22 protein-coding genes are annotated in these 24,630 nt (G+C 49.9%); 12 read left to right on the top strand and 10 right to left on the bottom strand.

The features are described from left to right. Nucleotides 1-23 precede the first annotated feature (23 nt). The 3 genes from dtd to yihX are packed head-to-tail and all read right to left on the bottom strand — an operon-like array spanning nucleotide 24 to nucleotide 1,932. Complete coding sequence (gene dtd / locus JGF26_RS21135) at nucleotides 24-461, bottom strand: D-aminoacyl-tRNA deacylase (RefSeq protein WP_108091216.1); 438 nt, start codon at nucleotides 459-461, stop codon at nucleotides 24-26. After that, on the bottom strand, nucleotides 458-1,339 hold the full coding sequence (locus tag JGF26_RS21130; RefSeq protein WP_028018146.1) for a virulence factor BrkB family protein: 882 nt from the start codon (nucleotides 1,337-1,339) through the stop codon (nucleotides 458-460). Before JGF26_RS21130 ends, dtd begins: the two co-directional genes overlap by 4 nt. Beyond that, a complete protein-coding gene (gene yihX, locus JGF26_RS21125; protein ID WP_028018147.1) occupies nucleotides 1,333-1,932 on the bottom strand; it encodes a glucose-1-phosphatase in 600 nt (199 codons plus the stop codon). The genes JGF26_RS21130 and yihX overlap by 7 nt, the downstream gene beginning before the upstream one ends. A gap of 411 nt (nucleotides 1,933-2,343) precedes the next feature. On the opposite strand from yihX, the gene JGF26_RS21120 reads away from it, so the two are divergent. From JGF26_RS21120 to JGF26_RS21105, 4 genes are all read left to right on the top strand, one after another. After that, on the top strand, nucleotides 2,344-3,120 hold the full coding sequence (locus JGF26_RS21120; protein WP_108091217.1) for a hypothetical protein: 777 nt from the start codon (nucleotides 2,344-2,346) through the stop codon (nucleotides 3,118-3,120). Nucleotides 3,121-3,122: 2 nt separating this feature from the next. Continuing rightward, the gene (locus tag JGF26_RS21115) at nucleotides 3,123-3,407 is read left to right on the top strand and encodes a hypothetical protein (RefSeq protein ID WP_028018149.1); all 285 of its coding nucleotides are present in this window, start codon (nucleotides 3,123-3,125) and stop codon (nucleotides 3,405-3,407) included. 69 nt (nucleotides 3,408-3,476) lie between these two features. Then, on the top strand, nucleotides 3,477-4,751 hold the full coding sequence (locus tag JGF26_RS21110) for an HlyD family secretion protein (protein ID WP_134708704.1): 1,275 nt from the start codon (nucleotides 3,477-3,479) through the stop codon (nucleotides 4,749-4,751). Next, the gene (locus JGF26_RS21105; RefSeq protein ID WP_134708706.1) at nucleotides 4,735-6,861 is read left to right on the top strand and encodes a peptidase domain-containing ABC transporter; all 2,127 of its coding nucleotides are present in this window, start codon (nucleotides 4,735-4,737) and stop codon (nucleotides 6,859-6,861) included. The genes JGF26_RS21110 and JGF26_RS21105 overlap by 17 nt, the downstream gene beginning before the upstream one ends. Before the next feature lie 158 nt (nucleotides 6,862-7,019). Here JGF26_RS21105 and typA read toward each other — a convergent pair whose 3' ends face one another. Beyond that, nucleotides 7,020-8,843: a ribosome-dependent GTPase TypA gene (gene typA, locus JGF26_RS21100; RefSeq protein ID WP_023331638.1), complete on the bottom strand. Its 1,824-nt coding sequence runs from the start codon at nucleotides 8,841-8,843 to the stop codon at nucleotides 7,020-7,022. Between the two features lie 378 nt (nucleotides 8,844-9,221). Between typA and glnA the strand changes: the two genes are divergently transcribed. The 4 genes from glnA to JGF26_RS21080 all read left to right on the top strand — a co-directional run bounded on the left by glnA (nucleotide 9,222) and on the right by JGF26_RS21080 (nucleotide 13,495). After that, entirely contained in the window at nucleotides 9,222-10,631 is a 1,410-nt protein-coding gene (glnA, locus tag JGF26_RS21095) for a glutamate--ammonia ligase (RefSeq protein WP_008501856.1), read from the top strand. A 170-nt stretch (nucleotides 10,632-10,801) separates the two neighbouring features. Then, entirely contained in the window at nucleotides 10,802-11,851 is a 1,050-nt protein-coding gene (glnL, locus tag JGF26_RS21090) for a nitrogen regulation protein NR(II) (RefSeq protein ID WP_028018152.1), read from the top strand. 11 nt (nucleotides 11,852-11,862) lie between these two features. After that, nucleotides 11,863-13,275: a nitrogen regulation protein NR(I) gene (gene glnG, locus JGF26_RS21085; RefSeq protein WP_134708708.1), complete on the top strand. Its 1,413-nt coding sequence runs from the start codon at nucleotides 11,863-11,865 to the stop codon at nucleotides 13,273-13,275. Between the two features lie 109 nt (nucleotides 13,276-13,384). Then, a complete protein-coding gene (locus tag JGF26_RS21080; protein ID WP_049008129.1) occupies nucleotides 13,385-13,495 on the top strand; it encodes a YshB family small membrane protein in 111 nt (36 codons plus the stop codon). Between the two features lie 73 nt (nucleotides 13,496-13,568). On the opposite strand, the gene hemN is transcribed toward JGF26_RS21080, so the two are convergent. Together hemN and yihI are read right to left on the bottom strand one after the other, a co-directional pair. Continuing rightward, complete coding sequence (hemN, locus tag JGF26_RS21075) at nucleotides 13,569-14,942, bottom strand: oxygen-independent coproporphyrinogen III oxidase (protein ID WP_134708710.1); 1,374 nt, start codon at nucleotides 14,940-14,942, stop codon at nucleotides 13,569-13,571. Nucleotides 14,943-15,130: 188 nt separating this feature from the next. Further along, nucleotides 15,131-15,646, bottom strand: coding sequence for a Der GTPase-activating protein YihI (yihI, locus tag JGF26_RS21070; RefSeq protein WP_134708712.1), 516 nt, complete (start codon nucleotides 15,644-15,646; stop codon nucleotides 15,131-15,133). Between the two features lie 577 nt (nucleotides 15,647-16,223). Between yihI and yihA the strand changes: the two genes are divergently transcribed. Further along, nucleotides 16,224-16,853, top strand: coding sequence for a ribosome biogenesis GTP-binding protein YihA/YsxC (gene yihA / locus JGF26_RS21065; RefSeq protein WP_049008123.1), 630 nt, complete (start codon nucleotides 16,224-16,226; stop codon nucleotides 16,851-16,853). Between the two features lie 310 nt (nucleotides 16,854-17,163). Here the strand turns inward: yihA and polA are convergent, their stop codons facing one another. Continuing rightward, complete coding sequence (polA, locus tag JGF26_RS21060) at nucleotides 17,164-19,956, bottom strand: DNA polymerase I (protein WP_134708714.1); 2,793 nt, start codon at nucleotides 19,954-19,956, stop codon at nucleotides 17,164-17,166. Between the two features lie 440 nt (nucleotides 19,957-20,396). On the opposite strand from polA, the gene JGF26_RS21055 reads away from it, so the two are divergent. Beyond that, nucleotides 20,397-21,305: an acyltransferase gene (locus JGF26_RS21055; RefSeq protein ID WP_028018157.1), complete on the top strand. Its 909-nt coding sequence runs from the start codon at nucleotides 20,397-20,399 to the stop codon at nucleotides 21,303-21,305. 23 nt (nucleotides 21,306-21,328) lie between these two features. On the opposite strand, the gene dsbA is transcribed toward JGF26_RS21055, so the two are convergent. From dsbA to JGF26_RS21040, 3 genes are all read right to left on the bottom strand, one after another. After that, nucleotides 21,329-21,952, bottom strand: a complete 624-nt coding sequence (gene dsbA / locus JGF26_RS21050; protein ID WP_028018158.1) for a thiol:disulfide interchange protein DsbA — start codon at nucleotides 21,950-21,952, stop codon at nucleotides 21,329-21,331. A 27-nt stretch (nucleotides 21,953-21,979) separates the two neighbouring features. Continuing rightward, entirely contained in the window at nucleotides 21,980-22,966 is a 987-nt protein-coding gene (locus tag JGF26_RS21045; protein ID WP_028018159.1) for a serine/threonine protein kinase, read from the bottom strand. Between the two features lie 75 nt (nucleotides 22,967-23,041). Continuing rightward, complete coding sequence (locus JGF26_RS21040; protein ID WP_003861904.1) at nucleotides 23,042-23,311, bottom strand: YihD family protein; 270 nt, start codon at nucleotides 23,309-23,311, stop codon at nucleotides 23,042-23,044. A gap of 68 nt (nucleotides 23,312-23,379) precedes the next feature. Between JGF26_RS21040 and mobA the strand changes: the two genes are divergently transcribed. Together mobA and mobB are read left to right on the top strand one after the other, a co-directional pair. Next, nucleotides 23,380-23,961, top strand: coding sequence for a molybdenum cofactor guanylyltransferase MobA (gene mobA / locus JGF26_RS21035; protein WP_108091223.1), 582 nt, complete (start codon nucleotides 23,380-23,382; stop codon nucleotides 23,959-23,961). After that, nucleotides 23,961-24,464 (top strand): molybdopterin-guanine dinucleotide biosynthesis protein MobB, encoded by a 504-nt coding sequence (gene mobB / locus JGF26_RS21030; protein WP_049008116.1) that lies wholly within the window; start codon nucleotides 23,961-23,963, stop codon nucleotides 24,462-24,464. Before mobA ends, mobB begins: the two co-directional genes overlap by 1 nt. Nucleotides 24,465-24,630 lie beyond the last annotated feature (166 nt).

Genomic DNA, 24,630 nt, shown 5'->3' with positions numbered 1-24,630 from the left:
CCGCGGCCACGCCGCCAGTTGGCTCATACCTGGAGCCAGAATGTGACGGGGCCATCGTTCACCAGCGAAACCTGCATATCCGCAGCGAATCGTCCAGTTTGCGTATTCATTTCCTGCTGGCGACAGCGCTCAACAAAATACTCATAAAGTTCTTCAGCACGATCAGGTGTGGCACCTTTAGAAAAACTCGGGCGCATTCCGCGCTCGGTATCCGCCGCCAGTGTGAACTGGGAAACCACCAGCACGCTGCCGCCCGCCTGCTGAACGTTAAGGTTCATCTTACCTTCCGCATCGCTGAAAATACGGTAGCCCAACACACGCTCACACAAGCGGTTGGCTTTTTGTTCGTCATCATCCTTTTCGACACCTAACAACACCAAAAGTCCTGGGCCAATTTCACCCGTCACCTCTCCCTCCACGGTGACGCTGGCACGGGTTACGCGCTGTATCAATGCAATCATGGTTGGTCTGCTTCTTGTTGTTTTTCAGCTGCTGCTGCTTTTTTGAGTTCGCGATAGACACCGAGAGTGACAGTTATTTCGGCACCAAGCAAGACGATACACCAGGTCCAGTAGACCCAGACAAACAAAATCGGGATCACCGCCAGCACGCCGTAAATCAGCTGATAGGACGGAAACATGGTGATGTAGAGGGCAAACCCTTTCTTCCCGAGCTCAAAGAGCAACGCCGCCACTAGCGCCCCCACGACCGCATCACGGTTAGGCACGCGCGTGGTCGGCACGACGCTATAGAGCAGCCAGAATGAGAGCCAAGACAGGATCAGCGGGAAGATGCGAAGCACATTATCAATAACGCCGTTTAAATCACTCGCCCAGCGTAATGAAAGAAGATACGAGCTGATTGCCAGACTCGCCCCGGCCAGCAACGGACCCAGCGTCAGGATCATCCAGTAAACGGCAAAGGAGTACACCTTCGGTCGTGCCTTTTTACTCCGCCAGATGGTGTTCAGCGCGTTATCAATGGCGTACATCAACAGCAGCGCAGTGACGATAAGACCGCATGCCCCCACTGCCGTCATCTTGTTGGAGTTAGCAACGAACTGCTCAATGTAGTTCTGGATGACATCCCCGGTTGCAGGAATAAAATTTGCGAAGACAAAATGGCGAAGCTGCAAACTAACGTCTGCAAACATTGGAAAAGCGGAAAAAAGCGCAAAGATAACCGCCACCAGCGGCACTAATGAGAGCAACGACACGTACGCGAGATTACCCGCCAGCGTGGTCATGTTGTCCTCATCAATGCGATGCCAGAGCAGTTTTAGCCAGGCTCTCAGCGGACGAGTATGATGGGTGGCTTTTTGATGAACGGTTTTTAGCATAACTGCTTCGCAAAGTAGTTTGGTATCGTCTCTTTTCCGGTCACCAGAATTGACGTAATACCCAACTGGTTAGCTCCCTCTATATTATCGGCGTTGTCGTCGAAAAAGACCGCATCGGCCGCGGTAAATCCTTCTGCCTGAAGAACAGCCTGATAAATTCGTGCCTCAGGTTTACGCATCCCCATTTCCTGCGAAAGATAAATCTTATCTGCCGCTGCCTTAACTTCAGGGTACTCCTCAGGCCAGAATGTGGTGTGCAGACGGTTGGTATTTGACAACACCACCACACGATGTCCCTGCTCTCGCAGTTTGTGCATGATGTTCGTAACTTCCGGACGTATTGCCACAAATACCGCCTGCCAGCCGTGAGAAAACTGCTCGTAGCTTAACGGCAGATCCAGTTCATGGCAGAAACGTTCGGCGAACTCTTCATCGCTGATTTCGCCGCGTTCGTGTTGATGGAAGGTCTCGCTCATCACGAAACTCTGCTTCAATGTCGCCAGTGGGACACGGCTAAAATCGCTCCATGCGCCCAGCACCCGATTAAAATCGATATCGACGATTACATTTCCTAAGTCAAAGATATAAAGCATGTTTATCTCCTGCTCGCCGTGGAAAAGTAACTGTAGCGGGAAAGATAAGCTTTGGCTATGCGCCAGATTCAGCTTAGGGGGATTGATCTAAAGAACGAAAATTTAGCATTCGGAGATGCTATTGAGTTTCGGGACAATAGTCAGTGAGACGAGTTTTATTTAAGTGCGTTTTTGCAGAGGTATTCGTATCAATTCAATCTGTAAAACACTACAGAAAAACGCTTCCGTACAGTTTCTTTTCATCACCACATTACCACTACTTACTCCATGGGAATCCCATTTCACGCGGCTTTGCTCGAGATTGATACAAATTCACTTTACTCAAATTTACATTTAGATACAAATACTGCATTTATCTTCTTTTTTATAATGGTAGGTTTACATTACTTTACACATGGAGCAGCACTTTTCGTGAAGATTAAAAAGGGATACATCCTCTGTGCCGTTTTAATAGCGATACTCTGCACTTTCGCTATTTACTCATACAACGCCTACCGATATAAAAAAGCCAGCAGAGATATTTTATATCAACTCTCTAGCCAACTTATTGTGAGGCAAGGGCTTGAACCAAAACTTTCAACCCACCTCGTTTTTGATACATTATATATTGACGGAAATATATCAAAAGATGATGACAAAATAATTTCTTCAATTATCAAAAAAAACCTTATTCCTGTAAGAACAATATCGATAAACAGTGGTGGCGGTGATGTCGAAGCTGCAATCAAAATAGCACGCATTATTCATAACAAAGAAATTAACATTGAGGTCAGGCGATTATGTCTTTCTTCCTGTGCTAACTATCTTTTCCCTGCGGCAAAAAACAAAATCATCAATTATGGTTCCATTATTGGTTTCCATGGCTCACCTAATTCTGATGACAGTAAGTTAACGACCACGGTTAACGGTGAAATCAATACAGACACAACGATAACAGATCGCATTTTCTCAGAAATAAGAAAAACGGATAAAGCATTTTACAAAGATATAAATGTGTCATGGATGATGCCACTTTGCGGGCAAAAAGAAAATATTGGTGATCCAGACACAGGTCTGTCGACGTACAGCGAAAAGGATTTTACGCGTTTTGGCGTAAAAAACATTTCATTCACGGATGGTGAAATGGTATGGAAAAAGTCTATGGATATTATGGGTATACCTTTTGCTCACTATTGCAAGGAAAATTAATAATGCGTGAACTCAATGAAAATGAATTAAGCAATGTAAGCGGTGCAGGAATGTGGGGTTCTATCGGTAGTGCGATTGGTGGGATGTTCGGTGGTGGTAGTGCTGGTTGCAACGGCAGCTATTCCCACACCAGTACCACCAACAAGGATGGTTCTCACTCTGAAAGCACCTCCTTTAGCGGCGGTTGCTCAGTTAACGTTGGTGGTAAAAGCGGTGGTTCGTCAAAAGGTAATGGAGGTTCGAAAAATGGCGGTGGCCGCCAGGGTAATGATCACGGCAGACATTAATTCCTGAATCGTTATCACTCATAGCCGCTGATATTGAGCGGCTATTTCCACAGCCGTAAGAGGCCAGATATGTTTCGCAAGGAAGCTATTGAATATAAGAGTACCCGATGGGAAGGAAAGGCCGTACTTCTCCCAGGGATCCCTTTTGCTTTTATCGTATTGCTCAGCCTGTTTTTTATTGCCTCTATTTCTATTTTTATTGCCAAAGGTTCCTATACCCGGCGCGTCATTGTTCACGGTGAGATAACGACTTTCCCCGGTGCAGTGAATATCTCTGCATCAATGCAGGGTACGGTAGTGAAGAGTTTTGTTAGCGAAGGCGATCGTATAAAAAAAGGTGACGCACTCTTCCTCATTCATTCAGGTGTATCGACGCAATCAGGTCTGGTTGATGAGAACAAAAAAAAGGAGATCACGCTACAGATAAACAGTATCAATGTAATGATGGCAAATTTGATCTCTTCGAAAAAACGTACGCTCAACGCACTGATAATTCAGAAAGTACATTATCAGTCCAGTTTTAACACCTCATCTGAATTGCTTGTGCAGGCTGAGCGGGAACTGCATCAGATTGAGAAAAACGTTAACGATTACCGCAGTTATCAGGAAAAAGGTCTGGTCACGAAAGACCAGATGAGCAGCCAAAACGGACTACTCTATCAACAGCAGAGCAATGTTTCTGACCTGGTCGCCAGAAAATCACAGGACCAGGTTCAGGTAGATATGCTCAATCAGCAGATCCAGTCCCAGGGAGCTGATTATGACCACCAGATTTATCAGCTTGAGCAACAAAAGTATGAGCTGGAAAAAGAAAAGTTAAACACAGAAGCAGAAGGAAATTATGTCATCGAGGCGACAGCCGATGGCTTAATCGACTCCATCAATACGACGCAAGGTAAGATGATCGGCTCCGGCGATGTACTCGCGCGTGTTCAGCAGAATATACATTCGCCATGCTATATCGAAACCTGGGTTCCGGATGAAGTTCTCCCCTATCTTGCGATTGGCCAGCGCGTTAATGTCAGTTACGACGCCTTTCCTTATGAGAAATTTGGTCAGTTCAGGGCATCAATATCAGCAATATCCAGGGTTCCGGCATCGAAACCTGAACTCCTGTCAAAGCAGACCATTGCACAAGAATTCTATGACGATAAAAAATCCTGGTACAAAATCATGATCAAACCTGACCTACAGTCTGTGCAGGTTCATGGAAAGCAACTCTCACTGAGCCAGGGAGCAAAAGCGCAGATTTCTCTTTTCCTTGAAAAGAGACGTATCTACGAATGGTTATTATCGCCATTTTACGAAATGAAAATGAGCGTAACGGATGCGGGAAATGAATAATTTTTATACCCCTGAGACGCTGATGCGCAAACTTGATTTGAGGTTATTTAAACGCATCCCGGTTGTCTTTCAAACTGAAGCATCCGAATGTGGCCTGGCCTGTCTTTCAATGATATGCAGTTTTTATGGCAAGCAGGTTGACCTTCTACAACTCCGGCAACAATTCAATTTGTCATCGCGTGGGGTCAACCTCAATGCGATAAAAGCAATTGCCAGTGAACTGGAGATGTCGTCACGTGCATTGTCCGTGGAGCTTCAGGAATTACGTGATGTGCGTAAGCCCTGCATTTTGCACTGGGATTTTAACCATTTTGTCGTACTGATTAAGGTCGATAAGAACAGCGTGGTGATCCACGATCCTGCGTTTGGACGACGGGTAATTAGCATGCCCGAATTGTCCAGGCATTTTACCGGTGTCGTGCTTGAGGTATGGCCGGGAACGGCCTTCTCAGGTCAAAAGAAGCAAAAGAGGTTAAAAACCGCCACGTTATTAAAGAATATCAATGGTCTGACGGCATCACTGACAAAGATATTTTTCTTATCGCTGGTGATTGAGTTGATCAGTCTGCTGTTGCCAGTGGGTACACAATTAGTCACGGATAATGTCATTGCATCCGGAGATTACGGTTTACTCAATCTCATCTGTCTTGGACTGTTCATTCTGATTCTGTTGCGTTTGGCGGTCAGTGTCATACGCTCCTGGACCACGCTGATACTGGGAACACTCATCGACGTCCAGTGGAGCTTTAGCCTCTTTTCGCACCTTATTAAGCTACCGACAACCTATTTTGAAAGGCGCAAACTGGGGGATATTCAGTCTCGTTTCCACTCACTTGATGTGATACGCGCCACATTTACCACCGGTTTAACTGGTAGCATTATTGATACGCTAATGCTCATGGGTTTGCTGATAATGATGTTTTTATACAACCTGCAACTCAGCATGATCGTGGTCTCTTTTACCGCAATATATACCTTCATTCGGTTTGCAACCTATCGATACTACCGCCAGTTATCCGAAGAAGAATTAATCAAGGAGGCACGTCTTAATTCTTATTTTATGGAAACCCTGTACGGTATTGCGACGATTAAGATTCAGGGGATGACTGACCTGAGAATCAATAATTGGTTTAACCTTTTTTCAGATAGGGTCAATACTGGTATTCGTTTGACGCGAATGGATCTTTTCTTTGGTGGCGTTGTATCCTTTATCGCCGCCTGCGACCAAATTGTTATCCTGTGGGTAAGCGGCAGACTGATGATTGATAGTCATTTAACCATCGGCATGTTTATCGCGTTTAACACCTTCAGGAGCCAGTTCTATGATCGAATAAATACCCTCATCAACTTTATCATTCAGCTGAACATCATCAACTTACATAATGAACGCGTTGCCGATATTGCGCTACAGGAAGCAACGTCTTTAACGGCCACCAGCCCGCTGCGTTTACCACAGGGAGCCTTAACGCTTGAAACCCAGGATCTGGCCTACCGTTATGATAACCATGCAGACCCCATCTTCAGTAAACTGAATCTGACCATTCATGCCGGAGAGAGTATTGCTATTACGGGCGTGTCGGGTGCCGGTAAAAGCACCCTAATGAAAGTGTTATGCGGATTATTCGAACCCGCGAACGGCTGTGTCCGAATTAATGGCATTGATATTAAGCAACTTGGTTTTGAGCATTATGCTGAACGCATTGCCTGTATTATGCAGGAAGATAAGCTGTTTTCGGGCTCAATCAAAGAAAACATCGCCGGTTTCCGGCCTGACATTGACGAGCAATGGATGGTGGAATGCACCATCGCCAGCCATATTCATAATGACATTTTAAAACTACCGATGGGTTATGAGACACTGATTGGTGAACTCGGGGAAGGGTTATCCGGTGGTCAAAAACAGAGGCTTTATATTGCCAGGGCATTATACCGCAAACCGGGTATTCTATTCATGGACGAGGCGACCAGCCACCTGGATAAAACCAGTGAGAGCCAGGTCAATCAGTCTATACAAGCGATGAATATTACCAGGATCATTATCGCACATCGCGAAACCACGATTTCATCGGCAGATCGGGTGTTCGTGATAAATGGAGAAGAGCTACCCTAATCTGTTGAATTTCGCGGAACAGAGATTGACTCAGGACATGTCAATTCCGGGTTATAAAGGAAGTCCTGGTCATTATCAAATAAAAAGCCGCTGAACGCTCAGCGGCTTTTTACGTTCCGGGTAATGAGAACGCTTACCCGGCCTACGGCATAACCGTATTAGTCTTCTTTCGCACCGCGCATAGCACGTTTACGATCGTTCTCGGTCAGGTGACGTTTACGGATACGAATTGACTGTGGAGTCACTTCTACCAGTTCGTCGTCATCGATGAATTCCAGAGCTTGCTCCAGAGTCATCTTGATCGGTGGAACCAGAACCGTTGCTTCGTCAGTACCGGACGCACGCATGTTGGTCAGTTTCTTACCGGTCAGGCAGTTTACAGTCAGGTCGTTAGAACGACTGTGAATACCGATGATCTGGCCTTCATAAACTTCAGCACCGTGACCCAGGAACAGCTTACCGCGATCCTGCAGACCGAACAGCGCAAACGCAACCGCTTTACCCTGACCGTTGGAGATCAGCACGCCATTGTTACGCTGGCCAACTTCGCCCGGACGAACATCGTCGTAGTGGCTGAAGGTGGAGTACAGCAGACCAGTACCGGAAGTCATGGTCATGAATTCTGAACGGAAGCCGATCAGACCACGGCTTGGGATCACGTAGTCAAGACGTACGCGGCCTTTGCCATCTGGATTCATGTTTTTCAGGTCGCCTTTACGCTCACCCAGAGCCTGCATCACAGAACCCTGGTGCTGCTCTTCAACGTCCAGAGTAACGTTTTCGAACGGCTCTTGTTTACGGCCGTCGATTTCGCGGAAGATAACTTTCGGACGGGAAACCGCCATTTCGAAACCTTCACGACGCATGTTTTCGATCAGAACAGACAGGTGCAGCTCACCACGACCAGAAACGCGGAATGCATCAGCGTCTTCGGTTTCTTCAACGCGCAGCGCAACGTTGTGCACCAGCTCTTTGTTCAGGCGGTCAAGGATCTGACGAGAGGTAACAAATTTACCTTCTTTACCACAGAACGGAGAGGTGTTGACGTTGAAGAACATGGATACGGTTGGTTCATCAACGGACAGGGCTGGCAGCGCTTCGACGTTCTGCGGGTCGCAGATGGTGTCGGAGATGTTCAGTTCACCCAGACCGGTGATGGCGATGATGTCGCCCGCTTCCGCGATGTCGCTCTCGATACGCTCAAGGCCCAGGTGAGTCAGTACTTTACCGACTTTACCGTTACGGGTTTTGCCTTCGCTATCAATGATAGTGACCTGCTGGTTAGGCTTCACTTTACCGCGCTTGATACGACCAATGCCGATTACACCAACATAGTTGTTGTAGTCGAGCTGAGAGATCTGCATCTGCAGGGTGCCGTCGAGATCGACGTTTGGCGCAGGAACACGGTCAACAATCGCCTGGTACAGCGGGGTCATGTCTTCAGCCATGTCTTCGTGATCCAGACCCGCAATACCGTTCAGCGCAGAAGCGTAAACGATAGGGAAGTCCAGCTGCTCGTCGGTCGCGTCGAGGTTAACGAACAGGTCGAATACCTGGTCAACAACCCAGTCAGGACGCGCGCCAGGACGGTCAACTTTGTTGATAACAACGATTGGCTTCAGACCATGGGCAAATGCTTTTTTGGTCACGAAGCGCGTCTGTGGCATTGGGCCATCCATTGCGTCAACGACCAGCAGAACGGAGTCTACCATGGACATTACACGTTCAACTTCACCACCGAAGTCGGCGTGCCCTGGGGTATCAACGATGTTGATACGGTAGTCATTCCATTTAATCGCGGTGTTTTTCGCGAGGATGGTAATCCCACGCTCTTTCTCCAAATCGTTGGAGTCCATCACGCGTTCTTGGGTTTCGGCACGCGCATCAAACGTACCGGATTGCTGCAGCAGCTTGTCAACCAGGGTAGTTTTACCATGGTCAACGTGCGCGATGATGGCGATGTTACGCAAATTTTCGATCACAACTTTGCCTCAGGCATTTAGAAATAGCGCGTTATTGTACACGGATTAATCGCACTACAAAACAGGATCACAAACATCCCCCGCAAACAAGTATTGCAGAGATGCTTTGTGATCGCTTTCACGGAGCGGTAAAAGGGCACTTTAACGTAAATTGCACCAATATGGTGCTCAATGTTCACATTGAAGCACTATACTGGTGCAACAAATCCATTGTGGTGCAGCCCTTTTGCACTATGGTGCGCATGATAACGCCTTTTTGGGGTGTTTTAAAAGTTGGCACAGATTTCGCTTTATAAAAAATACATGGCACCAGCCAGTACAAACAGAAATTGAAGACCTCGTTACCACGACGACAATGACCAATCTGGAGAGTTAAGTATGTCCGCTGAACACGTTTTGACGATGCTGAACGAACATGAAGTGAAGTTTGTTGATCTGCGCTTCACCGATACCAAAGGTAAAGAACAGCACGTCACAATTCCTGCTCATCAGGTAAACGCCGAATTCTTCGAAGAAGGCAAAATGTTTGACGGCTCCTCCATTGGTGGCTGGAAAGGCATTAACGAATCCGACATGGTTCTGATGCCAGATGCGACCACTGCGGTCATTGATCCGTTCTTCGAAGAACCAACCCTGATCATCCGTTGCGACATCCTCGAGCCAGGCACGCTGCAGGGCTACGACCGCGACCCACGTTCTATCGCAAAACGCGCTGAAGAGTACCTGCGTTCTACCGGCATCGCAGACACCGTTCTGTTCGGGCCAGAGCCAGAATTCTTCCTGTTCGACGACATCCGTTTCGGTGCGTCTATTTCTGGTTCCCACGTTGCTATCGACGATATCGAAGGCGCATGGAACTCTTCCACCAAATACGAAGGTGGTAACAAAGGTCACCGTCCAGGCGTTAAAGGCGGTTACTTCCCGGTTCCTCCGGTCGACTCAGCACAGGACATTCGTTCCACCATGTGTCTGGTGATGGAAGAGATGGGCCTGGTAGTTGAAGCTCACCACCACGAAGTGGCGACTGCTGGTCAGAACGAAGTGGCTACCCGCTTCAACACCATGACCAAAAAAGCAGACGAAATTCAGATCTACAAATACGTTGTGCACAACGTTGCGCACCGTTTCGGTAAAACCGCTACCTTCATGCCAAAACCTATGTTTGGCGACAACGGTTCCGGTATGCACTGCCACATGTCTCTGTCCAAGAACGGTACCAACCTGTTCTCTGGTGACAAATATGCTGGTCTGTCTGAGCAGGCGCTGTATTACATCGGCGGCGTAATCAAACACGCTAAAGCGATCAACGCCCTGGCTAACCCAACCACTAACTCCTACAAGCGTCTGGTCCCGGGCTACGAAGCACCAGTAATGCTGGCCTACTCTGCGCGTAACCGTTCTGCTTCTATCCGTATCCCGGTTGTTGCTTCTCCTAAAGCGCGTCGTATCGAAGTGCGCTTCCCGGACCCAGCGGCTAACCCATACCTGTGCTTCGCAGCACTGCTGATGGCTGGTCTGGATGGTATCAAGAACAAGATCCACCCAGGCGAAGCAATGGACAAAAACCTGTACGACCTGCCGCCAGAAGAAGCGAAAGAGATCCCACAGGTTGCTGGTTCTCTGGAAGAAGCCCTGCAGGCGCTGGACGCAGACCGCGAGTTCCTGACTGCAGGTGGCGTATTCACTGACGACGCTATCGATGCTTACATCGCCCTGCGTACTGAAGAGAACGACCGCGTGCGTATGACTCCGCATCCGGTAGAGTTCGAGCTGTACTACAGCGTTTAATTAAGTTGTTTTACCCGGCGTCACAAACGCCGGGGGTAGTTGCCGTGGAAACTTTTAGCCCATCTCCGGATGGGCTTTTTTCTCCACCAACAACCTGATCTCGCGCGCTTTTTACGACGAAAAAGCTATACTGCACTAAATTAGTGCAAACAACTCCAGGAGACTGCTGAATGGCAACTGGCACGCTGCCCGATGCTGGGCAGATCCTCAATTCTTTGATTAACAGTATCTTGCTGGTCGACGACGAGCTGGCCGTACATTATGCCAACCCGGCGGCACAGCAGCTGCTCGCCCAAAGCGCACGTAAACTGTTTGGCACCCCGCTTCCGGAATTACTGAGTTATTTTTCGCTGAATATTGGCCTGATGCAGGAAAGTTTGCAGGCCGGTCAAGGATTCACGGATAACGAAGTCACGCTGGTTATCGACGGGCGCTCGCATATTCTGTCACTGACTGCCCAACGCCTTCCTGAAGGACTGATCCTGCTGGAAATGGCGCCAATGGATAATCAGCGCCGACTGAGCCAGGAGCAGCTTCAGCATGCCCAGCAAATTGCCGCCCGCGACCTGGTGCGAGGTCTGGCGCATGAAATCAAAAACCCGCTGGGTGGGTTACGCGGCGCAGCACAACTCCTGACAAAGGCGTTGCCCGACCCCGCGCTGGCGGAGTACACCAACGTCATCATCGAACAGGCCGACCGCCTGCGCAATCTGGTTGACCGTCTTCTCGGGCCACAGCAACCGGGTATGCACGTATCAGAAAGTATTCATAAAGTGGCTGAGCGGGTGGTGAAACTGGTTTCGATGGAATTACCAGAAAACGTCACGCTGGTGCGTGATTACGACCCAAGCCTGCCAGAACTGGCACATGACCCGGATCAGATTGAGCAGGTACTGTTGAATATCGTACGCAATGCCCTGCAGGCTCTGGGGCCTGAAGGGGGCGAGATTATTTTACGTACCCGCACCGCCTTCCAGCTCACGTTACACGGCGTACGCTATCGACTGGCAGCACGAATCGACGTCGAGGATAACGGGCCCGGCATTCCATCGCATCTGCAGGACACCCTGTTCTATCCGATGGTAAGTGGTCGCGAAGGCGGAACCGGCCTGGGCTTATCCATTGCACGCAGTTTGATCGATCAACACTCTGGAAAAATTGAATTTAACAGTTGGCCGGGACACACCGAGTTTTCGGTTTTCCTGCCGATTAAAAAATAAAGGTGACGTTTATGCAACGAGGGATAGTCTGGGTAGTCGATGACGATAGCTCCATCCGTTGGGTGCTTGAACGCGCGCTCACAGGGGCAGGATTAAGCTGCACGACGTTTGAGAGCGGCAGCGAAGTGCTCGACGCACTCACCACCAAAACGCCCGATGTTCTGCTCTCAGATATTCGCATGCCGGGAATGGACGGGCTGGCGCTTTTAAAACAGATCAAACAACGCCACCCTATGCTTCCGGTCATCATAATGACGGCGCACTCCGATCTTGATGCCGCAGTGAGCGCCTATCAGCAAGGGGCGTTCGATTACCTGCCAAAACCGTTTGATATCGACGAAGCGGTAGCGCTGGTTGAGCGTGCGATTAGCCACTATCAGGAACAGCAACAGCCTCGCCACACACCCGATTTTGGGCCAACAACTGACATTATCGGCGAAGCGCCGGCGATGCAGGATGTGTTTCGTATTATTGGCCGTTTGTCCCGTTCGTCCATCAGCGTATTAATTAACGGCGAATCGGGAACCGGTAAAGAGCTCGTGGCGCATGCATTACATCGCCACAGCCCGCGGGCAAAAGCCCCGTTTATCGCCCTGAATATGGCAGCAATCCCGAAGGATTTGATTGAATCCGAACTGTTCGGCCACGAAAAAGGGGCATTTACCGGCGCGAACACAATTCGTCAGGGGCGCTTTGAACAAGCTGACGGTGGAACACTGTTCCTGGATGAGATCGGCGATATGCCGCTGGATGTCCAGACCCGCCTGCTGCGCGTGCTGGCCGACGGGCAGTTTTATCGCGTGGGTGGCTATGCACCGGTGAAGGTGGACGTGCGCATTATCGCCGCGACTCACCAGAACCTGGAGCAACGCGTGCAGGAAGGAAAATTCCGTGAGGACTTATTCCATCGCCTGAACGTCATTCGCGTCCATTTGCCACCGCTGCGTGAACGCCGGGAAGATATTCCTCGCCTGGCACGTCACTTCCTGCAGGTGGCAGCCCGGGAACTGGGTGTGGAGGCGAAGCAGCTTCATCCAGAAACCGACGCAGCCCTCACGCGTCTCGCGTGGCCAGGTAACGTGCGCCAGCTGGAAAACACCTGCCGCTGGCTGACCGTGATGGCCGCCGGACAGGAAGTCCTGATTCAGGATTTACCGGCCGAGCTGTTTGAAGCAACCGCACCAGAGAGCAGTACCGGGGACGCGCTGCCGGACAGCTGGGCGACGCTGCTGGCGCAGTGGGCCGACCGCGCACTGCGTTCCGGTCATCAAAACTTACTCTCAGAGGCTCAGCCAGAGATGGAACGTACGTTATTGACCACTGCGCTCCGCCATACACAAGGGCATAAGCAGGAAGCCGCTCGCCTGTTAGGATGGGGACGTAATACCCTGACGCGCAAGCTGAAAGAGCTGGGAATGGAGTAATATCCGCTCTTGTGTAAAGGTTATTAATTGAGCGCAAATTGCCGTTATTTTGCGCTTTACTGTTTCGATGAGTTTTGTATGATCGTGCCCGGAAATTGGGGGAACCATCATGCTGGAATCATTAGTGAATTTGCTCTCTAGCGGTGCAGCCGAAAGCCATACACCGCAAACAGCCGTTGCGGCTATGTTGTGTGCGGCGCTGGTTGGGCTGTTTAGCTAGCGGGATTGAACGTAAAAGCCGGGTGGCGGCTTCGCCTTACCCGGCCTATGTTTCGTACTTTTGGCTATGCGCCTTAAATCACCCGCGAGAACTGCTGCATACGCGCTTTCTGACGCAGATACGTGTCAAAGCACATGCAAATATTACGGATCAACAGACGCCCTTTCGGCGTGACCTCAATCATACTCTCCGATACATCCACCAGCCCATCTTTCGCCAGCGGTGCAATCAGCTTCAGGTCTTCCGCAAAATAATCGCTGAAGTTCAGCTCCCACTGCGCTTCCACGTCGCTGAAATCGAGACGGAAGTTGCAGATAAGCGCCTTAATGACATCACGGCGAATGCAGTCGTCGCGCGTTAACGCAATGCCGCGCCACAGCGCGTTGCCGGTGTCATCAACCTGCTGGTAGTACGACTTCAGCTCTTTCTGGTTTTGTGCATAGCAGTCGCCAATCATGCTAATGGCAGAGACGCCCATCCCCAGCAAATCGGTATCGCCCTGGGTGGTGTAGCCCTGGAAATTGCGGTGCAGGACCCCTTCGCGCTGAGCAATCGCCAGTTCGTCGTCCGGACGGGCAAAGTGATCCATGCCAATGAACTGATAACCGGTTGCGGTCAGCGAAGTAATAGTTTCCTGTAAAATATCCAGCTTCTGTTGGGCAGAAGGGAGATCGGCATCTTTAATTTTGCGCTGGGCAGCAAACAGCGTCGGCAGATGCGCATAGTTAAAGACGCTCAGACGGTCCGGGCTGAGTTCGGCCACACGTTTCAGCGTGAAGGCAAAACTTTCCGGCGTCTGCTTTGGCAGGCCGTAAATCAGGTCAATGTTGGTCGAGGTGAAACCAATCTCACGCGCGTGATTGAGCAAGGCGAAGATAAACTCTTCGTCCTGCTCACGGTTCACCAGACGCTGTACTTCTTTATTGAAATCTTGCACGCCCATACTCAGGCGGTTAAAACCTTCAGCGCGTAAGTGATCCAGTACATCCAGCTCAATTTCACGCGGATCGACTTCGATCGAGATTTCAGCGTCGGCGTTAAAACTGAAATTGCCGCGCAGCAGGTTCATCAGGCGGCTAATTTGCGCTTTATTAAGATAGGTTGGCGTGCCGCCGCCCCAGTGAAGCTGGCTAACGTGACGGCCAGCAAAAAGCGGAGCGCGATGGACAATTTCTTGTTCGAGCGCGTCAAGATACTGATCAGCTTTATGCTGCTGGCGGGTCACAATTTTATTGCAGCCGCAGAAGTAACAAAGCTTGTGGCAGAACGGAATATGGACGTAGAGCGACAGCGGACGCTCAGGATAGCGCGCGACAGCCTGCTGGAAATCACGCTCTCCGAAGGCATCGGAGAACTCCAGCGCGGTGGGGTATGACGTATAACGCGGCCCGGAATAGTTATATTTCTGGATTAGGGCCAAATCCCAGTCGATAGTTGGTACAGACATGCTCACTCCTTCCGTTGGTGTCGCGTTCGTACACGGCGGCCCGACCTGGCCCCGTTGCGGGCCATCATTCGGGTGCGCAGCCACTTCTGTCGCCGCGACAACCGCCGTAGTTTAACGAATAACCACACCAGATAACATATAATCGGAAGGGTTATAAGCAGGACTATCGTGCCTGCCGGGTGCAAATGTTAGTTTCCGCCCTTCAGAAGACGCATCATATCTTCCTGTTTCTCGTCTTCTTCTTCATCTTCGTCATCGTCGTATGACAGGCCCAGCTTCTGCATCAGTTCATCAATGCGATCCAGTTTGGCATCCACCCATGACTGCTCTTCAGCAGTCAGGGTTTCACCCTCTTCAAGACGTTCCAGCAGCGCGTCCAGGCGCTCATCGTTCTCCAGCATATCCAGCTCAGCCTGCGGTGAAAGCATAGGTTTCTCGCTCTTTGGTTTGTGCTGCTTAGTGACCGGGGTGTCTGTCACGCCCAGTGGAATGGGAGTTTTACTGCCGATACGAGGATCTTTCTGCTGCTTACCTTTTGCAGAATCGCCCGCAGTACCACCACCGTTTGCACGGCTACCCGCAGCATGACCGCGATGCTTTTTGTCGCGTTTACGGTCGCGCGCTTCCTGGTTCAGTTCTTCGCGCGTTTTGCGGCGTGCTTTTGCAGGGCGTTTAGCACCCGCAGCGGAGGTTGGTTTTTTCATGATGTTTTATCTTTAAGTCGTTTTCTTCAGTATAGAATTGCGGCGAAATCTAGCAGAAAGCAAGCAAAGAAAAAAGGCGACAGAGCAATCTGTCGCCTTTTTTCCTGACTCACAACCCTTAGCGGGTCAGACATTCCATGTTTGCCAACAACAAACCCTGTTTATCCCTTGGCTTATACCGTCCGTGATACGGTTCCATTTCCTGTTAAAACGCCTCCAGGCGCTGGTCATCCTGACAATCCTGCGTCTTCGCCTCCTGGCGCTCCTGACCCTAATCCTTAAGTCGATATCCTGTTGGCTTCCTCGCCCTGACGCACACTTTACCTTGTTCCGTTAAACTAACAAGCAACGAAACGGTACAAAAAGGGATTTTCAGATAATTACCTGGAAATAAGCTAATGATTTAAAACAGTTTGGCTTTTTTGACGCCTGCGATTTCTCTGAAATATCCCAAAGCATGATTAGCCGATCTCTCACAACGGCCGGGGCTTTCACCTACAGACCTATGCAATCAGAAAAGCCTTTTGCCTGCATTAGGGTATAATCCCCTTCAGATTACGATTTTGGAGACGACCACGTGACTACCTGGAACTACCAACAGACGCATTTTGTCACCAGTGCGCCCGATATTCGCCACCTTCCTTCTGATACCGGTATTGAAGTGGCATTTGCTGGCCGCTCCAATGCGGGGAAATCCAGCGCCCTGAACACGCTGACAAATCAGAAAAGCCTGGCGCGTACCTCAAAAACACCTGGCCGTACCCAGTTGATTAACCTGTTTGAAGTCGCAGAGGGCAAACGCCTGGTCGACTTACCGGGCTACGGTTACGCTCAGGTCCCCGAAGAGATGAAAATCAAGTGGCAGCGTGCGCTGGGTGAATACCTGGAAAAACGCATGTGCCTGAAAGGCCTGGTGGTGCTGATGGATATCCGTCACCCCCTGAAAGATCTGGATCAGCAGATGATCGACTGGGCTGTAGCAAGCGATATTGCCGTACTGGTACTGCTGACGAAAGCCGACAAGCTGGCAAGCGGCGCGCGTAAAGCGCAGGTGAATTTGGTTCGCGAAGCGGTGCTGGCTTTCAACGGCGATGTGCAGGTGGAGCCGTTCTCCTCGCTGAAAAAGCAGGGCGTGGACAAACTGCGTCAGAAGCTCGACACCTGGTTTAGCGAGCTGGAACCCGCGACGGAAGCGGAAGAAGAGTAATACCGAGCGCGGCGATGTCCGCGTTTTTTTGCCTGATTTTTTCTTTGCCGCAATAAAAAACGCCCCAGTCATTACTGACTGGGGCGGCTAAAATATTCAGCCAAATCCGATTACGTGAAGTAAAAGGTCTGAAAGATAGAACATCTTACCTCTGTACCCTACGCCGATAACTCTACCCCTTTTTGTGCTGCAGAAAAAGCACTTTTTGTAGTTTTTTTTCATTATTTACATAGGGAATTCTAATGATCGTCACAAAACGCACTTTGTTATGTTGCTAACTTACATAAAAAGCGCGTTATTCGCAGAGCCTTTAGTGAGCCTGATCCCAGTTTTCACCACTTCCGACTTCCACCAGCAACGGCACATCGAGTGTCATGCTGCTTTCCATCAGTTCGTGGATCTTCTTCGATACAGCGTCGAGGTCGTCTTTGTGCACTTCGAATACCAGTTCATCGTGAACCTGCATGATCATTTTCACGCGGGGCTTCTCTTTTTCCAGCCAGGCATCAACGGCGATCATCGCACGCTTAATGATGTCCGCCGCGGTACCTTGCATAGGGGCGTTGATTGCCGCACGTTCTGCACCCGCGCGGCGCGCGGCATTGCTGGATTTGATGTCCGGTAAGTAGAGACGGCGGCCATCCAGTGTTTCGACGTAACCTTTCTCTTTCGCCTGTGCGCGGGTACGTTCCATATATTCCAGCACGCCCGGATAACGCTCGAAGTAGAGATCCATATACTTCTGCGACTCTTTGCGTGGAATGTTGAGCTGGCGCGACAGACCAAATGCGCTCATACCGTAGATCAAACCAAAGTTGATCGCTTTGGCACTGCGGCGCTGTTCGTTGGTTACGCTATCCAGCGGCAAACCGAAGACTTCCGCCGCGGTTGCACGGTGGATATCCTTCCCTTCGGCAAACGCGGTCAGCAAGCCTTTGTCGCGGGATAGATGCGCCATAATACGCAGCTCAATTTGCGAGTAGTCTGCAGAGACGATCAGGTAGTCATCTGGAGCAATAAAAGCCTGACGGATTCGGCGGCCTTCTTCATTACGTACCGGAATGTTCTGCAGGTTTGGATCGGTTGAAGAGAGTCGACCCGTCGCCGCCACAGCCTGATGATACGACGTATGCACACGGCCCGTTTTCGGGTTGATCATCAGCGGGAGCTTATCAGTGTAAGTGGACTTCAGCTTCGCGAGACCCCGATACTCCAGAATCACTTTTGGCAGGGGGTAATCCAGTGCCAGCTCTTCAAGCACCTCTTCAGACGTCGACGGTGCACCACCAGGCGTTTTCTTCAGCGGCTTGATGCCCTGCTTTTCAAACAGGATGGTTTGTAGCTGTTTCGGCGACGAGAGGTTAAACGGTTCTCCAGCAAGCTCATGCGCTTTTTGCTCAAGCTCGGTCAGACGCTGCGCGAGCTCCCCGGAGTGGTTATGCAATACGGTTGGATCGATTTTAACGCCATTGCGCTCAATACGTGAAAGCACAGGCACCAATGGCATCTCAATATGCTGGAATACGTTCAGCGGCCCTGCTTCTTTCTGAAGTTTTGGCCACATCTTCAGGTGCAATTGCAGGGTGACATCCGCGTCTTCCGCCGCATAGCGACCCGCCTCTTCGAGTGCAATCTGGTTGAAGGTAAGTTGATTTTTCCCTTTACCGGCAATCTCTTCGAAAGTGATGGTTTTATGTTTCAGCCAACGGTCTGATAAGGAATCCATATCATGGCGACCTGCAACACTGTCCAGAATGTAGGATTCCAGCATGGTGTCGAATGCAATACCGCGCAGCTCAATATCGTAGTTTTGCAGAATACCGCGATCGTACTTCAGGTTTTGCCCGACTTTGAGCGTCTTGTCGTCTTCCAGAATCGGCTTCAGCAGCTCGAGCACACGTTCCCGGGAGATCTGCGCCGGCGCATCCAGGTAATCGTGTGCAACAGGGACATAAGCCGCCATCCCCGGTTCAGTGGCAAATGACAGGCCCACCATATTGGCAGAGATATTGTCGAGGCTGTCGGTTTCCGTGTCAAAGGCAAAGACCGGCGCTTTTTTCAGTTTCTCAATCCAGGCGATCAGCTGCGACTCTTCAAGAATGGTTTCGTAGTTGTCGAAGGACAAGGTTACGGCTTCTTCTTCGGCTTGTTCTTCAGCATCAACCACTATCGTCTCTTTCGGTTTTGCTGCTGGCTTAGCCCCTTTTGCCTGTAACCACTTGCCGCTTTCGACGTCGGTGATCCAGCGCTTGAATTCGTATTGCTTAAACAAGCTCAGCAGATCGTCAGCAGAAGGCTGCTGCACTTCCAGTTGCTCACAACCCAGTTCCAGTTCGACATCGGTTTTAATCGTTGCCAGCTTATAAGAGAGGTAAGCCACCTCTTTGTTATCTTGAAGTTTTCCGGCCATGGTTTTTGCACCACGGAAGGAGAGCCCGGCGATTTTATCCGATTCCGCGTACAGCGTATCCAGCCTGCCCAGCCCCTGAAGCAGCGCCTGTGCCGTTTTTTCACCGACACCAGGGACTCCTGGGATGTTATCCGACGAGTCGCCCATCAACGCGAGGAAGTCGATAATCAGCTCAGGCGGTACGCCATATTTTGTGACAACCTCTTCAGGCCCCAGAATGGTGTTGGTCATGGTGTTAATCAGGGTGATACCTGGCGTTACCAGCTGCGCCATATCTTTATCACCGGTGCTGATCAGCACCGGACGGCCCATTTTTTCAGCTTCACGCGCCAGCGTGCCGATGACGTCATCGGCTTCAACACCAGAGACCGCCAGCAGCGGCAGCCCCATCGCTTTCACCATGGCGTGCAGCGGCTCAATCTGCGCACGCAGATCGTCAGGCATTGGCGGACGGTGAGATTTGTAATGCTCAAACAACTCGTCGCGGAAAGTTTTGCCTTTGGCATCAAAGACCACCGCCGCATGGGTTGGCTGATACTGGAGTATCAGGCTACGCAGCATGTTAAGCACGCCGTACATCGCGCCGGTAGGTTCCCCTGCGCTATTGGTCAGAGGAGGAAACGCATGATACGCCCGATACAGGTAAGAAGAGCCGTCGACGAGAATAAGAGGGTTTTCTGGGATCTGAACCATAATGTCCGTGCCTTTAATCAATTTATGGCTAAAGGATGCCACAGAAGGATGAAAACATCAGTTATTAGCGCCAGATACAGGAAAAGATTTTACGATCGTGAAGATCTCTCGCAAAAAACAAACTGTGGATAAGTTTGTGTATATTTTCACTTCATATGAATAACAGACGCAAAAAATACATACGAGATATAATTTAGATCTTAATTATCATAATGTTATTTTGTTAGATCTCATCTGTATTACCCACTGATGACAATTTAGTCTATGTGGATATAAGCCCTGATTCGTGCAGAAGCGTAGCGAAATCTTCTGCAGTTGGGAAAAAGCCACCAACTCTCCGTGTGAAAGCGCCATTACTTCATCTGTTTTCTGGTAAAATCAGCGCCCAGCGCCGAATAGCCGGTCGCTCAATTACAGCTAACTATTTGAAAAAGCTAACCATGTCGAGATTGCTCGCTGCAATAACATTACTGTTAAGCATTATTTTAACGATTCTGGTGACTATCGCCTGTTCTGTGCCGATCATTGTCGCAGGAATGATTAAACTGTTGCTGCCTGTGCCTGTGGTGTGGCGAGCCGTGTCCACATTTTGTAATTTCATGATGTATTGCTGGTGTGAAGGGCTGGCGATCCTGTTGTACCTGAATCCGCAACTGAAGTGGGATGTTGAAGGGCTAGAGAGCCTCAACAAAAAGAACTGGTACCTGCTAATTTGCAATCACCACAGTTGGGCTGACATCGTGGTGTTATGTGTGCTTTTCCGTAAGCACATCCCGATGAACAAATACTTCCTGAAACAGCAGCTCGCCTGGGTTCCTTTCATCGGTCTGGCCTGCTGGGCGCTTGATATGCCGTTTATGAAACGCTACTCGCGCAGCTATTTGATCCGTCATCCGGAGCATCGCGGTAAGGACGTGGAGACCACGCGCCGTTCCTGTGAAAAGTTTCGCGCGCACCCAACAACCATCGTGAACTTTGTTGAAGGCTCCAGGTTTACTGAAGAGAAGCGTCAACAAACACGTTCTCCTTTTCAGAACCTGCTGCCGCCAAAAGCCGCAGGTATTGCGATGGCGCTTAACGTGCTGGGTGCTCAGTTCGATAAATTACTTAACGTCACCCTCTGCTACCCGGAAAACGATAAAACGCCGTTCTTCGATATGCTCAGCGGCAAGCTGACGCGCATTGTTGTGCGTGTTGATCTGGTACCGATCGAGGCCGAATTACACGGTGACTACGTTAACGATAAGAATTTTAAACGTCGTTTCCAGTTATGGCTTAATACTCTCTGGAAAGAGAAAGACGAACAGATAGACAACATTAAATCTTCATACAAAAACGCCGGTCAGTGACCGGCGTTTTTACATCAACAATCTTACTTCTTCTCAACCAGGTATTTCACAGTATCTGCGTACTGCTGTACGAAGATATCCATGCTGCTGGTGTCCATGCCCTGCATGTTCAGCTGATACTTGCCATTAACAAACATCGCCGGAACACCCTGAAGCTGCAGGTCGGCAGCAGCTTTTTCCTGCTGGGCCACCAGAGATTTCACGACAAAGCTGTTCCATGCCGCGTCATAGTCTTCACCTTTCACACCCGCATCAACGAATACTTTACGGATATCCGCAGTGGTCTGGACGGTCTGGGTTTTCTGTACGCCTTCAAACATTGGGGAAGTGATCTTATCTTCCACGCCCAGCGCGATAGCAACTGCCCACGCCTGAGTCAGGTCTTTACCCAATGGACCCAGGAACTCAACGTGGTACTTAGTCATTTTGGTGCCTTCTGGCAGCTTTTTCTTCACGTTATCGGAAACATGCAAGACCTGCTCGAACTGATAGCAGTGTGGGCAATAGAACGAGAAGAACTCCAGAACCTGTGGCTCGCCAGCAACAGGCTTGTCCAGCGTGATGTACTGTTTTCCGTCGGTAAACTGCGCAGCAGAAGCGCTAAATGCCAGAATCATACCTGCCAGCGCCAGCCAAATTTTTTTCATGATTAACTCTCTCCTGGGTGTGTCCAATTAATACATCGGCGTTAATTGCAGAGGGGGCTCCTGAAGAACCTTAACCTGCTCAGTAAATGTAGATATCTGGCTGCGCCAGTAATCCTCTCCGGTAAGCCACGGGAAATTTCTAGGAAACGCGGGATCATCCCAACGCCTGATTAACCATGCGAGATAATAAACAAAACGCATCGCGCGTAAAGGTTCAATCAAGACAATTTCATCTGAATTAAACGGGCTAAATTCTTCATAAGCTTCAATAATGGTTTCAAGCTGCATGCGTTGCTCGGCTTTGTCGCCATTGAGCAGCATCCACAAGTCCTGAACCGCTGGTCCCATACGCGCATCATCGAGATCGACAAACAGCGGGCCATCACGCCAGAGAATATTTCCCGCGTGACAATCGCCATGCAGACGCAGCACGGAAATATCATCGCGCCAGCTGGCTTTAACTGCCCCAATAAGTTTATCGGTGGCGCTGAGGAAACTATCCTTTAACGCTGTGGGGATCAGCGCAGAGGTTTCGAATACTTCGCGAGGTTCAAGAAGGTATTCCTGAATGCCGATAATCGGACGGGCAATAAAGGATTTTTTACGTCCCGTCTGATGTATACGTCCCAGATAGCGGGCCACCCACTCCATTTGATCAATATTATCCGCTTCAAACTGGCGACCCCCCAGGCTTGGGAAGACAGCGTAGTAGAACCCTTCGTGCATAAGGAGCGTTTGGTTATTGAATTTTAGCGGGGCGGCAACAGGTACATCGTCATCCAGCAGATCATGAGCAAATTGATGCTCTTCCTGAATTTGTTCTGCTGACCAACGTTTAGGGCGATAGAACTTCACGACGAAGCGCTGACGCTCCTCATCCTGAAATTGATAGACGCGGTTTTCGTAGCTATTTAACGGCGTTAGCCCGGAATCCACCCGGATACCCTGTTCAAACAGGGCATCCATAATGGTATCCGGGTGTAATGTCTGGAAAGTAAAAGCCTGGTCGTTCATCCGATCATCCGGAAATTATACGAATGATTCAGGATATCATTTTGTGGCGATTTCGGTGCCGCCGCTTACAAGCTTTTACTCTTTAATTACGCCTCTGGCTCGCAGTAATGCGGTTTTAAAATCTTCCTCATAATCTTTCTGAATACCAGGAATAACAGCATCTTTAGCTGAGTCACGCATTTTAAGATGGTAGATCAGGATATCATCAGAAAGGTCTGCCAGTTCGCCGTCAAAACCTGACTCTTTCGCCAGTTTCTGTAAAAATTGCATCAGATTCAGCTCTGGCTCTTTTTGCCAGGCTGGCTGGAGGAGTTCAATGACTTCATTAAGACGTTTACATTTCATGGTGGTGCTCCTTTCATTTAGAGTGACACGTTAGCAGGGTCAATCCCACAATAAAAGAGGCGATATTCGTGAATCTTAACCAGGAAATCACTGGGGTCGTTCTGGCGGGTGGCAGAGCGACGCGAATGGGGGGAAAAGATAAGGGGCTTCAGCTTTTGAACGGTAAACCCTTGTGGCAATGTGTCGCTGATGCGCTTAAAGGCCAGGTGACGACAATGGTCATCAGTGCTAACAGGCATATTGAGACATACCAGCGCAGCGGCTACGCCGTTTATCAGGATAACCAGGCAAATTACCCAGGACCGCTGGCTGGTATGCTTTCGGTTATGCAGCAGTCGCCCGGAGAGTGGTTTATTTTCTGTCCTTGCGATACCCCGTTGATTCCGTCCTGTCTTGTCGAGCGTCTGGTGCGACTTCGTGGTGCAGCCCCCGTGGTCTGGGTACATGACGGTGAGCGTGATCATCCTGCTATCGCGTTGATGCACAGATCATTAGTACCTGCTCTTCAGGAGTACCTGATGGCGGGAGAGCGTAGGGTGATGGTCTTTATGCGTCAGTCTGGCGGCCATTCCATTGATTTCAGTGATATGAAGTCTGCGTTTGTGAACGTGAATACAACTGAAGATTTGCAGATGATGCAGGAGAAATGATGATACCTGTTCTGGCCATTTCCGCCTGGAGTGGGACCGGGAAAACCACGCTGTTGAAAAAACTCATACCTGCCCTTTGTGTCAGAGGTATACGCCCAGGATTGATCAAGCATACCCACCATAATACGGATGTCGATAAACCAGGCAAAGACAGCTATGAGTTGCGTAAAGCGGGTGCAGCGCAAACGATGGTAGCAAGTAGTCAGCGCTGGGCGCTGATGACAGAAACACCAGATGAGGCACCGCTGGATCTCGCTTACCTCGTCAGTCGAATGGATCATTCCACGCTGGATCTGGTGCTGGTTGAGGGTTTTAAGCATGAGGCCGTGCCTAAGATCCTGCTGTTCCGAAGCGATGCCGGGCATGATGTCAGCGAGTTAACGCTTGATGAGCATGTGATTGCCGTAGCCAGTGATATTGTGTTGCCGCTTGAGGTTCCGGTGCTCGATTTAAATGACGTGGATGGGATTGCGGAGTTTATTGTGGAGTGGAGTGCGATCTGACGACTTGCCGGGCGGTACTTCGCCTGTTTTTTTGCATATAAACGCAAAAAGGCCATCCTTCCGGATGGCCTCTTCACTTGTTTGATGCCTGGCAGTTCCCTACTCTCACATGGGGAGACCCCACACTACCATCGGCGCTACGGCGTTTCACTTCTGAGTTCGGCAT

It is taken from the genome of Enterobacter sp. E1, from assembly GCF_016809815.1.
Classification (GTDB): Bacteria; Pseudomonadota; Gammaproteobacteria; order Enterobacterales; family Enterobacteriaceae; genus Enterobacter; species Enterobacter adelaidei.
Note: the sequence above shows the minus strand (reverse complement) of the source record. Positions and strands in the feature narration are given on the sequence as shown.